This window comes from Ideonella sp. FW305-24 (assembly GCF_058788035.1).
Genome location: NZ_JBYTAI010000023.1, coordinates 11,923 through 24,130, shown reverse-complemented (window position 1 = coordinate 24,130; position 12,208 = coordinate 11,923). Strand labels below are relative to the sequence as shown.

Below are 12,208 nucleotides of genomic sequence, written 5' to 3'. Positions count from 1 at the left end.
CATTGGTGAGGTCTCTCAGAAGCGCGCGGCCAGGCGCGCATGCAGGTGCAGGTCGTACTTCGCGGCGTTGGTGCTGGCGCGCAGCGGCCAGGCGAAATCCAGCCCGCCTTCGGTCGAGCCGCTGGTGTCGCCGCCGGACCAGCGCAGCCCGAAGCCGGCGCCGCTGAGCGACTGCCGGGTGAGCTGGCCGGCCGGGGCGTCGGTCGTGAAGACACGGCCGGCGTCGATGAAGATCAGCGGCGTGATCTCGCGCCAGCCAGGGATGTCACTCGGCGCCAGGTTGGCCACGCGCCATTCCATCGAGCCCAGCAGCGCGTGGTCGCCGGTGGCCTCGCTTTCGTCGTAGCCGCGCACGCTGTCGGCGCCGCCCAGCGAATACTGCTCAGGCCCGACCAGCGCATGCGAAGCCGCCTGGCCGCCCAGGCGCCACGACAAGGCGCCGCTGCCCAGGCGCTGCTGCGCACGCAGGTCCAGCCGGCCGATCAGGAAGCTGCCGTCGCCGCCCTTGCGCTTGCAGGCGAACTGGTCGTCCTGGCCGGTGCCGCTGTCGGCCGCCGGGCAGTCCACCTGGCGCTCCAGCAGACCACGCGCCGCGGCGGTGACGCTGGCGTTCCACTGCATGCGCCAGTCGCCGTCGCTCATCTGGTCGCTGTAGGCGAGCTGGAACGGCAGGTAGTGCAGCGGCGTGGCGATCTCGCCGGCACCGAACACGGTGCGCTCGCGCAGCAGCTTCAGGTCGGCGCCCCAGCTCAGCGTGGCGGTGCGTTCGCCGCCGTGATGCGAGAAGACCGTGGCGCGGCGCAGGCCCAGCGTCGTGCCGCGGCCCAGCACCTGGCTGCCGCCCAGCGTTTCCACGTCGCTGTTCGACAAGGTCAGCGAGAAGTTCCAGCTCTCGGTCTCGCTGTCGGGAACCGTGTAGTTGGCCACCAGCACCTTGGACTGCTGCGGTGCCAGCGGCGCGGTGATGAAGTTCAGCTGCAACGCATGGTCGCGCTGGAACAGGTTCTCGTAGCGCAGCGTGGCCTGCAGGCGGACGGGCTCGGTGCCAGCCGAATGCTGGTTGTGCACTTCGACCGAGCCGGAGAACGGCAGCTTGTCGTCGACCTGCAGTTCCACGTCCACAGTGCCGGGCAGGCGGCCGGGCTTGAGCACCGGCTGCACCCGCCTGTCCTCGCTGCGGTTGACCTCCGCCAGCTGCGTCTGCACGCGATTGAAGTCCGGCACGCCGCCAGGCTTCAGTTCGGTCACCTTGCTGCGGATGTAGCCCTGGTCGTGGTACTTCGAGCCGACGACATAGAGCGCGCCGACACGGCCTTCGATGACGACCAGCCGCACCACGCCGCCGTCCACCCGCTGCTCAGGCACGTCCACCAGCACCGTCAGGTAACCCGCCTTCTGATACACCGCCTCCAGCGCGGTGCGCGCCGCGTCCACACCCTTCATGCCCTGGCCGGGGCCGAGGAAGGGCTCGACGGTGGCCGCTATGAGCGCATCGGGCAGCACGGTGTTGCCTTCGACCTGCAGCTCCAGCAGGTCGAAGCCTGCAGGCTGCGCCTGGGCGAGGACCGGCGAAGCGGCCAGCACCAGCGCAAGCGCGGGTGCGAGCAGACGAGCGCAAAGGACAGAAGCGGCGGCGAAATGATTCACGCTTCGCATGTTCGGTGGATGGGGTGACGCAGCGGGCCCGGCGGCATGGCCCGAACGGCCCATGCCAACCCGGCCCGCGAGGCGGATTTGTGACGGCGGCAGCGCCGGCAGCAGCAGAAGAAAAAACGGGTGGGGCCCCGCGATGTGGCACCCACCCTGCATGCGGCCCGGAGCGAGCTCCGGGCCGGCCCAGCGCGAAGCCGGGAAGCGTTGTCGTGACTTACTTGACGATGCGCATCGGCGAGCACGAAGCCGCGATGTTGCGGTCCATGCGCGAAGCGAACTTCAGCGTGACCGGGTCGGTCTGGTCTTCGTAGGCGCCGGTGTAGCTGGCCGGAGCGGCCATCACGCCTTGCTGGGTGTCCACGTCTGCAACGTTCAGCTGCGCAGCCTTGCCGCCGTTGGCGCGCAGGGCCGTCAGGAAGGCCTTGACGTCCGCGTCGGTCAGCGTGGTCTTGCTCCACTGCATCGTGGCGTTGTAGACGAACTTGTAGTTGCCGACCTTGGCCGAGTCACGGGCCGGCGAAACGCCGTCCAGCTTGACGAAGCGGTAGCCCTTGTCGGTGCTGGTGCCCGTCGGGGTCGGGGTGTTTTCGCGGCTCAGCATGCCGATGGCGTAGGCGGTGCCAGGCAGGCCTTCGACGGTGGTGCCCAGGCAGGTCTCGACGGCGCCGGAGCCCGAACCGAGGTTCCAGGCCAGCGTGCCGGTTTCGGCCAGCGCGGGCGAAGCGACGACGGTGGAGTTGTCGGTGCCGACGGTCTGGCCGACCGGTGCGTAGGTCGCCGTGCCGGTGCCGCAGCCGGCGTTCAGCAGTTCGACGTTGAAGCTGGCCTGGGTGCCCGAGCCGATGTTGCGGCGGCAGACGTTGACCTGCTTGCCCAGCACGGCGGCGTCGACGCTGGCCGGCACGACGATGTTCCAGCCGCGCTTGTCGGCGGTGCTGCCGGTCAGTTGACCCGACATGGCCGAAGCGACGAAGGTGCGCGACAGCGTGGGCATCTTGTTCGGGGCTTCGTCGATCACGCCACCGGCGGCGATCAGGCCCTGGGCTTCCTGCAGCGCGCGGTACAGCTTCTTGTTGACCACCACACCCATGATGGTCTGGTTGAAGGCCTTGGAGTCCAGCGTCGTGGTGTCGACCTTGACTTGCGGCGCGGGCAGGTTGACCGGCTTCTGGAACAGCGCCGGCTCGACGTCGGAGACGCCGGCATCGGCCAGGCGCGAGACGGTGTTGTTGCAGGCGAAGCTGGGGACCAGGATGTCGGTGGCCGGCGAAGCGTTGCCGGTGGCGGTGCAGGTGCCGTTGACGGCCATCAGGTCCTGCGGGGTGGCGGTGGCGATCGGGTTCACGCCCTGGAACGAACCACCTGCGTCACGCTTGACGAACAGCACCGGGGTGCCGACCACCCAGTTGCCAACCTTCTTCTTCAGGTTGCAGGAATAGGCGCGGTAGTTGCTGCCGGAAGGCGCGGCACCGGTGCCGTTGAAGAACACGTCGAACGTCGACGGGTTGCACTGCGCCTGGAACCAGGCACCGACGAACAGGCGCTGGGCCGAGCCGCCGGCCATGTAGACCTCTTTCAAGGTGCCGGCGGTGCGGGCCGCGTCGATTTGGGCGGGGGTCAGGGCATGCGCGCTGCCAACGGCAGCCAGCGCGGCGAGAGCGATCAGGCGAGTTTTCATGGGATAGGCTCCATCCAGGGAATTTGGTTGTCAGGGCAGTTGCGCTTCGTACAGCGTGCAACAGACCTCACTATCACCAGCAGGAGTGACACCGCGAGGGGCACGCAGGCCGATTGCGATGCGGCATTCGGACCATGCGCCGCGCACCAGCTGTCATTCAACCCGGCCCGGTCCGGCACCCCCCTAACCTGCCAGGCTCAGGCGATGAGCCTTCGCGCCATGGCCTCGGCCACCGCGTGCGCACGGTTGCGTGCGCCCAGCTTGCGCTGGATGCTGCGCAGGTGGTTCTTCACCGTCAGCGGACTGATGCCCAGCAGCTCGCCGATCTGCGCGTTGGCATGCGAGTCCCGCACGGCAGACAGCACCTGCAGCTCGCGCGCAGACAGCGCCGAGCCCTCGCCCACGGGCTGCCGGCGCGAAGCCAGCTGCGCCCCGCCTTCGGCGCGCAACCAGGCAAAGTGCAGGTAGGGCACCCAGAGCTCCAGCGCCGTCAACGCGTCGGCCACGCCAGCCTCGCTGGCCGGGTGCTGGCTGACAAAAGCGAACAACAGCTCAGGCCCGCCGCGCGACAGCCCCGTGTGCAGCGCATGCACGCGCAAGCTGCAAAAGCCGGCCTCGCCCAGGCCCGCGAACAGCGGGTTGCCAGGCTCGGCCCCGCGGCTGGCGCCAGCCGCCTCCCGCTGCGCCAGCGGGATCTGCAAGGCGCGCTCGTCGCCCCGCTCCCACAGTTCCAGCAAGCGGCGCCACATTGGCGCTTCGGGGTCGGCCAGCGAAAGCTTCAGGGCTTCAGGCAGCGGCACGCAATTGAGCATGCGGGCCCGCCGCAGCCCGCGGCCACCATCCATGCGGCACAAGGCCAGCTCATGCGGCACGAAGCGGTGAATGTGCAGGCGCAGCCAGACGAAGAACTGCTGCGGCGAGCCAATGGCGTGCGCGGCCTCCACGCCGCGCAAGAATGCGTCGCCAAATTCCAGTTGGCTGGACAGCGGTGGTCGCAATGAATTCATGGCCGGCCGGCCGCTGGTTTGCGACGCTCGCAAGCTTGGTACTGCATGGTGTGCCCCCTCCCGGAACCGAGGCGAGCTTAGGCGGCCAAGATGACCTTTACATGACGTTCACGTTTCTACAAACGCCAGCCTTATGTGTTTGCTGACGCGAAACCGTCACCGGCAGCAACGAAGATGACGGCGCATGCAAGAACAGGACCGCCCGGTCCCAAGCCCGTGACCTCGCCCTCGCCCACCTCCCTGCAACCCTGGCACCGACACGCCGGCACCGACTGGTACCGGCTGCAAGGCATCGACAGGTCCATGCTGGGTGCCCAGCAGCTTTACCTCGCCGGCAGCGAAGGCCTGATGCTGGCCGCCTCGCAAGCCGCGCTGGAACTGCGGGCCGACGACTGGCTGGGCAGCGGCACCCTGCGCAACAGTTTTTATGTCGAGCCCTGGGCCCAGCTCTCCACTGCGCGCGAACTGGCCCTGGTGCTGGACGCGCAGGGCAGCTTCCGGGTGCGCGTGATGCGCGCTTCGCGCGGGCAAACCCCGGTGGTCCTGCGCGAGCTGCATGTGGACAGCGCCTCGCGCAGCTGCCATGCACTGCCGCTGGGCTCGCTGTCGGCGCTGCCGGAAAACAGCCGCCTGTTCTGGCATGTGGACGCCATCGACGGCGCGCGCATCCACCAGGCCGCCTGGTGCACCCGCGCCCGGCCGCGCGAGCGCCTGCGCCTGGCGGTGCTGCTGCGCACCTGGGGCCGCACGCACGAGCTGCAGGCCCAACTGGAGCGGCTGGTGCAAGGTGCGCAGGAAGACCCCTTCCATGCCGAACTGCTGGGCCAGATGCAGTTCTGGGTGCTGGACACCAGTGCCGATGCCGGTGAACTCTGGCCTGCCACGACCACCGCCGCACTGGGCCTGAACCTGCGGGTGCTCACCGGCCCGAACCTGGGCGGCGGCGGCAATGCCAGCCACCTGATCCACCAGCTGCTGCAGCACTGCGACGCCACGCCAAAAGAGGCACCTCAGGAAGTGCTGATTCTGGACGACGACCTGGTGCTGTCGATGGAGTCGCTGGCGCGGCACTTCATGGCCTGCGCCTACCGGGCAGTCGAACACGTGGCCAGCCTGCCGGTGCTGATGAAGAGCAAGCCCACGCAGGTCTGGGAAGACGGCGGTTTCTGGGGCCGGCTGAACTTCCACGCCCGCGGCGATTTCGGCCGCAAGCGCAACCTGTTCCCGCACCTGCTCAAGCACGGCCTGTCGCTGGAGAACTTCGCCCACCTGGACGAGTTCGGCCCGCTGAACCACTGCGAATACACCACCTTCATCTTCTTCGCGCTGCCGCTGGCCACGCTGCGCCGCATCGGCCTGCCGGCGGCGTTTTTCCTGCGTGGCGACGACATCGAATTTTCGCTGCGCGCGCAGGCCGCCGGCGTGCCGGTGATCACCAACCCCAACCTCGCCGCCTGGCACGAGCCAGGCCATTCCTACGGCCAGGAATACATGGCCATCCTGCATGCGGTGCTGATCAACCTGACGCATTCCGACGGTGGTGCAGCCGAGCTGGCGCGTTGGTTCGAGCAGCGCATGGTGGAGCACGGCTCGATTGACGACCTGGCCGGCATGCAGCTCTACCTGCGCGTGCTGGAAACCCTGCTGGACCGCGAAAGCCTGGTGCTGACGCCGCAGTTCGAGCAGCACTACCTGCGGGCCCTGCCGGCCTGCCTGGCCGCCCGCATGAGCCCGCTGCCGGAGGCCGACCGCCAGCGGCTCGAACGCGATGCGGGCGACAGCGGCGTGCTGCTGCGGCCATTTGTCTACCCCGGCTACCAGCCCGATGCCGCGCGCCACCGCGCGGTGGTGCTGGTCAACGGCGGCGCCGGCAGCTACCGCGAGCTGCCGCCGGTCACGCCTGCCGAGCGCCTGGCGCTGATGACGCGCTACCTGGCAGCACTCAGCCGCTGGGTGCAGGAATTCGATGCCTTGCAGCCGTTCTGGCAGCAGCGCCTGGCCGCTTCCGGCCGGGCCGAGTTCTGGTGCGAGGTGGCGCAGCAGCATGCCGCCGCCACGCAGCTGCTGGCCGAGACCAGCGCCCGCCGGCCAGCACCCGGCACCGGCCGCTGCGGCGACACACCGCTGGAAGCCTTGCCGGTGGCCAGCCGCAGCCATGAACCGGCGCTGCCGCAGGCGGTGCCGGTGCGCGAGCTACGCCAGCGCATGGAGCGTGAGCTGGCCAACCTGACCCGCCTGCGCCGCCAGGCCGCAGGCAGCGAAGCCGAGGCCTCTTCCAGCGGGAGCCTGCGCGGCCTGGCCGGCTGGTGGCACGATTTGCGGCGCCCGACCGCCTCGCGCGGCAACCGCCGCCGAAGTGCCCACACGGAAGCGCCGCTGCCGGCCGATTTCGATCCCGCGCAATACCTCGCGCTGAACGCCGATGTGGCCCGCACCGGCATGGACCCTGGCCAGCACTACGCCCGCTTCGGCCGCGGCGAAGGCCGGCGCTACCGGCTGTGAGCCAGGCCACCCGCCCTCGCCTGGTGCTTCACATCGGCACCCACAAGACCGGCACCACCAGCCTGCAGCATGGCCTGGCCACCGCGCGCGAACGGCTGCTGCAGGACCACGGCCTGTTCTATCCGGACACCAGCCGCCCGCCGCTGCCAGCACAGCCCAAGCACTGCTCGGTGTTCCGCGCCGCGATCTCGGACGACGCGCAGCTGCAGGACCGCGAGCGCAGCACGCTGATGCGGGAGTGGCAGGCCGCGGCAGCGCTGGGCGCGCACACGATGCTGATCAGCGAGGAGGGCCTGTCCGAACCGGTGCCACGCATCCCGGCGTTTTTCGCGCCGCTGGCGGACAGTTTCGACATCGAGGTGCTGTGCTACCTGCGCAGGCAGGACTTGTTTGCCGAATCGCTGTTCAACCAGTTCACGCGGGAAGTGCTGCGCCGCGAGGCCAGGCCGATGCTGGGCTTCGTTCGCGCCGAGGCCACGCGGGCGCGACTGGACTACCACGCCATGCTCTCGCGCTGGGCTGCGCTGCCGGCCCGGGTGCGGGTGTCGGACTTCGACGGCCCCGCCGTGCGCGAGATCGGGCTGCTGGCCTCGTTCGAACAATGCCTGGGCCTGCCGGCGCTGGACCTGCCCGGGGAGCAGGCCAATGTCTCGCCCGACATGCGGCTGGCGCTGCTGCTCAACCGCATGAACCGCATGCAGCTGGACTACGCGCTGCCGCCGCTGATGCGCGCCGCCGAGGCCCTGGCACGCGACGGCTTGCCGGCCAGGAAGCACCTGCTGGGCCGCCACGAGCGCCAGCAGCTGCTGACCGATTTCGCAGGCTGCAACCAGCGCCTGGCCGAGGACTTCGGCGTGCGCTTCGGCGATTCGCTGCCTGCTGGCGAAGGCGAAGAAGCCACCGAGGACCTGGAACTGCCCTTCCTGCTGCGCCTGCTGGAACAGCTTTCGCAGCGGGCGGCGCACAAGCCGGGTGCGGCGGCATAGACCTTCGCGCCAGAGGCGGTCACGGCGTGGTCATGCACGGGGCGGCCAAGTCAGCGAAAATACCGGGTTTTCCCGCGCCGCCGTCACTGCTGTACCCCATGAGCCTGTTCCTTCCTGCCGCCGCCCAGCGCGTCGCCTCCCCCCGCCACAGGCGTGGACTTCTGCCGCTGCTGTCGGCTTGCCTGGTCGGCCTGACCGGACTGTGCGGTGTCCAACCGGCCCGGGCGGAAGCCATCACAGGCGCCGGCTCATCGGCCGCAGCACCGGTCTACCGCATCTGGGGCGCCGAGTACGCCAAGGAAAAAGGCGACTCGCTGAGCTACGAGCCAGTCGGCTCGGGCGCGGGCATGGCCCGCATTGCCAAGCGCGACGTGGACTTCGGTGCCTCGGACGTGATGGCCAGCGCCGAGGACCTGAAGAAAAACGACCTGGTGATGTTCCCCACGGTGATCACCGGCGTGGTGCCGGTGGTCAACCTGCCGCGCATCGGGCCAAACGCGCTGAAGCTGGACGGCCCGCTGCTGGCCCGCATCTTCCTCGGCCAGGTCACGCAGTGGGACGCGCCGGAACTGAAGGCGCTGAACCCGGAGCTGAAGCTGCCCTCGCTGGCGATCAAGCTGGTGGTGCGGGCCGATGGCTCGGGCACGACCTGGCACTTCGCCGACTACATGGCCCGCGTCAGCCCGGAATGGAAGCAGCGCCGCGGCGTGGCCAACCATTTCGACTGGCCGGCAGGCGCATTGGCGGTCAAGGGCAGCAGCGCCGTCTCCGAGACGCTGCGCGCGACCTCCGGCGCAATTGCTTACATCGACTACAACTATGTACTGGACGATGGCCTGGCCGGCGTGATGCTGAAAAACGCCGAAGGGCAGTTCGTCGCCCCTGGCGTCGAGGGCTTTCGCGAAGCGGTGACCCACAGCACCTGGTACAGCAACGGCGACTTCTCGGCGCCGATCAACAACATGCGCGGCCAGCGCACCTGGCCCATCACGATGGGCACCTACATTGCCGTGCCGCGCGTGGCCCAGCAGACCGAGCGGGCGGAACGCGCCCTGCAGTTCGTCACCTGGGCTTACCTGCACGGCGACGCGCTGGCCCGCCAGGCCAAGTTCGTGCCGCTGCCCGACAAGGTGCAGGCCAGCGCCTACCGCGAAATTTCCAAGGTGACAGGCGCCAAGGGCGAAATGCTGGGCGTGAAGTTGATTGGCCGGCTGCTCAACTGATTTTCCCTGCGGCAGGCCTGGCAAAGGGAACAGGCCCGCCCTGGCCGATTGGCCGGGACAGGCACTTTGGGGGCCACAGCCTGGGGAGACTGGCCCTATGATGATTGCCACAAGACCTGAGCGCCCCTGCCCTCCCCTTGGAGCGAGACAACACCCGCCAACCGGGTGCGTTCCATTGCCCGCGAACATCGCCGGCACGCCATGTGCTGCAGTTCGCGCAACGAAACCCGCCGCGTATCCACGAAGGAGTTTCCATGCACTTCCAGGCTGAATTGAACGGTGAAGCGGTCTTCGCCCGCACGCCCGAAGGCCAGCAACAGGTGATCGACAGCCACCTCGAACTGGCCGAGCCGCTGCGCCGCCTGCTGCTGCTGGTCAATGGCTACACGCCGCTGGCCCACCTGGCCGACCTGCTGGACGCCGAGGCTGCCGCCAAATGGCCAACCGCCCAGAGCAGCGTGCCCGACAGCGTGCAGGCGCTGCTGCAAAAGGGGCTGATCACCCAGGTCGACCCGGCCACGCAGGACCCCGTCTCGACGATCTCGCCAGCCTTCATGCCTTGAGCGCGCAGACCCATCGCAACCTGGGCCAGCCCTGAGAGGCTGAGACCTGGCGCTGCCGATGGTCACGGCCAGCGGCAGCAGCGTCCGGGTCCGCACGCAGGGCCAGATCGAGCAAGAGGAAGGCCGGAAGGCCGGCCGGCGCGCCTGAGCGCCTCCGTTCTTGATGCGCATCAACGCGCCCGGGGTTCCGGTGTTCATGATGGGACGCTGCGCTGTTCCATTCGCGCCCAACCGGAGGCCCTCGCCATGAAGCACATCCTCGTCCACCTCGACGCATCGGCCCGCTCGGCCGACCGGCTCACGCTGGCCCAGGGGCTGGCGCGTGAACACCAGGCGGCGCTGACTGCGCTGTACGCCGTGGTGCCCACGCTGCTGGCCCTGCCGTTTGCCGGCGCAGCGGGCGCCGAATCGGCCTATGCCGTGTTCGAACAGCTGGACCGGGAACAGCGCGGCCGTGCGCGCGCACTGTTCGAGCGCCAGTTGCCTGCGGGCACCATGGCCTGGGCCGAGACCGGCAACGAGCTTTTCGAATCCACCGTGCTGCAGCATGCGCTGCTGGCCGATCTGCTGGTGCTCGGCCAGGTCGACCCGCAGGACGGCATGGCCGGTGCCGTGCCGCCCGGCTTCATCGCCACGCTGCTGACCGACAGCGGCAAGCCGGCGCTGATCCTGCCGCACACCGGCCGCTTCCAGCCCATCGGGCGCGAGGTGCTGCTGGCATGGAAGCCCACGCGCGAGGCCGCCCGCGCAGCCACCGCGGCCCTGCCCTGGCTGCGCCAGGCCAAGTCCATCCACCTGGCCTGCGACACCGCGACACGCGACGCCGACCGGGTCGGCAGTGCAGCCGTTGAACGCTGGCTGCGGCTGAACGGCGTGACCGCCCCGATGGCCGTGCACGGCCTGCCCGAGCAGCAGGTGGGAGAAGCCTTGCTGTCGCTGGCAGCCGATGCCTCGGCCGACCTGCTGGTCATGGGCTGCTACGGCCACAACCGCCTGCGCGAATGGGTGCTGGGCGGCGCCACCCGCACCGTGCTGGACTCGATGACCCTGCCGGTTTTGATGGCCCACTGATGGAGAACACAATGAACCAGGCAACAAACAACCCGTCGACAGACGCTTCCCTCGGGACGCTGCGCGAACTGCTGAGCTTCCGCCGCAGCGAACTGCAGTCGGCCGTGCAGGCCGCCGACCTGGCGCGGCAACAACAGCGGGAGCAGGCGGCACCGGATGTCATGGACCAGAAAGACCTGGGCGAGGTCGAGGTCGAAGCCCACCTGGTGCAGGCGCATGAGGACCGCGACCGTTTCGAGCTGCGCCAGGTCGACCAGGCCTTGCAGCGCATGTCCGAAGGCCGCTTCGGCAACTGCGTCGACTGCGGCGAACCCATCGGCATGCCGCGGCTGCTGGTGCAACCTGCCGCCCAGCGCTGCACGCGCTGCGAAACCGCGCATGAAGCACGTGCCCATGGCGGCTGAGCGGGCCGCTGCCTGCCCGGCCCGTCATCGGCACTATCATCGCGGCCCATGAGCACACTTCAAGAACTTCTGGCCCAAAAGGCCGCGCTGGACAAGCAGATCACTGAAATGCAGACCGGCGCCCGCGCCGATGCAATCGGCAAGATCAAGTCGCTGATGGCCGAATACGGCCTGACGGTGGACGACATCGCTGCCGCCGGCCGCAAGCCATCTGGCGCCAAGGTGCCGAGCGAAGGCCGCGCCAAGGTCGCTGCGAAGTACCGCGACGCCGCCACCGGCCAGGAATGGTCCGGCCGCGGGCTCAAGCCGCGCTGGTTGACGGCCGCGATCAACAGCGGCAAGTCGCTGGAAGACTTCGCGGTCTGAACCTCCCGGTCCCTCAACTTCCTTGCGTCCTGCGAGCCGCCCGGCCATGCCGCGGCTCGCCTCACTGCCTGATCTCAGGCCAGGCCTGCTTCAGGCCTTTGACGACAACACGCCCGCATAGGTGAGCGAGCTGCTCGCCGCGGACAGCGAGAACGTGGCCGGTGTCGCATCCTGCTGCGCCAGCAGCGAGCTGTACATCGACATCACATTGCCGGAGGCACCGGCATAGCGCGCAGCCTGCGAAATCGCGGCGCTCTGCCGGATGGTGGCGGACAGTGCGCTGGCCTCGGTGGACAGCGCGCTCAGGCGCGACGAGAAGCCCGGCTTGCTGGCATCGGCCTTGAGGAAGGCTGCCACTGCAGCCTTGTCCTTGTCGCTGCCTTCCACCGTCAGCCCGCCCTTGGCGTCCACCGAAAACGCAACCGGGCCGCTCAACGCGACACCGGCCTTGGCCATCGCGGCCCGCATGTCGGTCGCCAGCGCGGTCTGCTTCTGGTCAAGCTTTTGTTGCGCGCTGGTGGACTTGAAGCTTTGCGAGGCAGCGGCGAGCGACGCGGCCGCAGCCGCCTTGGCAGCCACCGTGGCGGGCGTTGCCGCTGCGTTGGCGCTGTCGGTGCTGCTGCCCGTCGTGCCGGCAGCACCGCTCGCCTTCGCAAGCAAGGCATTGATGTAAGCGGACATGCCTGCGCCACCACCGATGCTGCTGAAGTTCATGGGGAAGAATCCTGTCGCTGGAGGCCTGGCCTCGGAACCCC

General features: G+C 69.0%; 11 protein-coding genes. 7 read left to right on the top strand and 4 right to left on the bottom strand.

Translation table 11 applies throughout. From position 1 onward, the window contains the following. Window positions 1–15: 15 nt before the first annotated feature. The 3 genes from AC3WR5_RS32650 to AC3WR5_RS32640 form a co-directional block, all read right to left on the bottom strand. The gene (locus AC3WR5_RS32650) at window positions 16–1,647 is read right to left on the bottom strand and encodes a ShlB/FhaC/HecB family hemolysin secretion/activation protein (RefSeq protein ID WP_492489955.1); all 1,632 of its coding nucleotides are present in this window, start codon (window positions 1,645–1,647) and stop codon (window positions 16–18) included. 220 nt (window positions 1,648–1,867) lie between these two features. After that, window positions 1,868–3,331 (bottom strand): hypothetical protein, encoded by a 1,464-nt coding sequence (locus tag AC3WR5_RS32645; protein ID WP_492489954.1) that lies wholly within the window; start codon window positions 3,329–3,331, stop codon window positions 1,868–1,870. A 197-nt stretch (window positions 3,332–3,528) separates the two neighbouring features. Continuing rightward, window positions 3,529–4,338 carry a helix-turn-helix transcriptional regulator gene (locus AC3WR5_RS32640; protein ID WP_492489953.1) on the bottom strand — a complete coding sequence of 270 codons (810 nt, stop codon included), beginning with the start codon at window positions 4,336–4,338 and terminating at the stop codon, window positions 3,529–3,531. 216 nt (window positions 4,339–4,554) lie between these two features. On the opposite strand from AC3WR5_RS32640, the gene AC3WR5_RS32635 reads away from it, so the two are divergent. From AC3WR5_RS32635 to AC3WR5_RS32605, 7 genes are all read left to right on the top strand, one after another. Beyond that, window positions 4,555–6,840, top strand: a complete 2,286-nt coding sequence (locus AC3WR5_RS32635) for a hypothetical protein (protein ID WP_492489952.1) — start codon at window positions 4,555–4,557, stop codon at window positions 6,838–6,840. Next, window positions 6,837–7,826 (top strand): hypothetical protein, encoded by a 990-nt coding sequence (locus AC3WR5_RS32630; RefSeq protein WP_492489951.1) that lies wholly within the window; start codon window positions 6,837–6,839, stop codon window positions 7,824–7,826. Before AC3WR5_RS32635 ends, AC3WR5_RS32630 begins: the two co-directional genes overlap by 4 nt. A gap of 98 nt (window positions 7,827–7,924) precedes the next feature. Next, on the top strand, window positions 7,925–9,049 hold the full coding sequence (gene pstS / locus AC3WR5_RS32625) for a phosphate ABC transporter substrate-binding protein PstS (protein WP_492489950.1): 1,125 nt from the start codon (window positions 7,925–7,927) through the stop codon (window positions 9,047–9,049). A gap of 254 nt (window positions 9,050–9,303) precedes the next feature. Then, window positions 9,304–9,612 carry a hypothetical protein gene (locus AC3WR5_RS32620; protein ID WP_141290241.1) on the top strand — a complete coding sequence of 103 codons (309 nt, stop codon included), beginning with the start codon at window positions 9,304–9,306 and terminating at the stop codon, window positions 9,610–9,612. A gap of 246 nt (window positions 9,613–9,858) precedes the next feature. Then, window positions 9,859–10,683 carry a universal stress protein gene (locus AC3WR5_RS32615; RefSeq protein WP_492489949.1) on the top strand — a complete coding sequence of 275 codons (825 nt, stop codon included), beginning with the start codon at window positions 9,859–9,861 and terminating at the stop codon, window positions 10,681–10,683. Window positions 10,684–10,694: 11 nt separating this feature from the next. Then, the gene (locus AC3WR5_RS32610; RefSeq protein ID WP_492489947.1) at window positions 10,695–11,087 is read left to right on the top strand and encodes a TraR/DksA family transcriptional regulator; all 393 of its coding nucleotides are present in this window, start codon (window positions 10,695–10,697) and stop codon (window positions 11,085–11,087) included. Window positions 11,088–11,135: 48 nt separating this feature from the next. Next, window positions 11,136–11,453 carry an H-NS histone family protein gene (locus AC3WR5_RS32605; RefSeq protein WP_492489946.1) on the top strand — a complete coding sequence of 106 codons (318 nt, stop codon included), beginning with the start codon at window positions 11,136–11,138 and terminating at the stop codon, window positions 11,451–11,453. Window positions 11,454–11,543: 90 nt separating this feature from the next. Here AC3WR5_RS32605 and AC3WR5_RS32600 read toward each other — a convergent pair whose 3' ends face one another. Beyond that, window positions 11,544–12,167 (bottom strand): hypothetical protein, encoded by a 624-nt coding sequence (locus tag AC3WR5_RS32600; protein WP_492489945.1) that lies wholly within the window; start codon window positions 12,165–12,167, stop codon window positions 11,544–11,546. Window positions 12,168–12,208 lie beyond the last annotated feature (41 nt).

Excerpts from the sequence above, each read along its gene's own strand:
- AC3WR5_RS32600 (WP_492489945.1), bottom strand. The coding sequence starts at position 12,167 with ATGAACTTCAGCAGCATCGGTGGTGGCGCAGGCATGTCCGCTTACATC.
- AC3WR5_RS32615 (WP_492489949.1), top strand. The coding sequence starts at position 9,859 with ATGAAGCACATCCTCGTCCACCTCGACGCATCGGCCCGCTCGGCCGAC.
- pstS (WP_492489950.1), top strand. The coding sequence starts at position 7,925 with ATGAGCCTGTTCCTTCCTGCCGCCGCCCAGCGCGTCGCCTCCCCCCGC.
- AC3WR5_RS32645 (WP_492489954.1), bottom strand. The coding sequence starts at position 3,331 with ATGAAAACTCGCCTGATCGCTCTCGCCGCGCTGGCTGCCGTTGGCAGC.
- AC3WR5_RS32605 (WP_492489946.1), top strand. The coding sequence starts at position 11,136 with ATGAGCACACTTCAAGAACTTCTGGCCCAAAAGGCCGCGCTGGACAAG.
- AC3WR5_RS32610 (WP_492489947.1), top strand. The coding sequence starts at position 10,695 with ATGAACCAGGCAACAAACAACCCGTCGACAGACGCTTCCCTCGGGACG.
- AC3WR5_RS32640 (WP_492489953.1), bottom strand. The coding sequence starts at position 4,338 with ATGAATTCATTGCGACCACCGCTGTCCAGCCAACTGGAATTTGGCGAC.
- AC3WR5_RS32620 (WP_141290241.1), top strand. The coding sequence starts at position 9,304 with ATGCACTTCCAGGCTGAATTGAACGGTGAAGCGGTCTTCGCCCGCACG.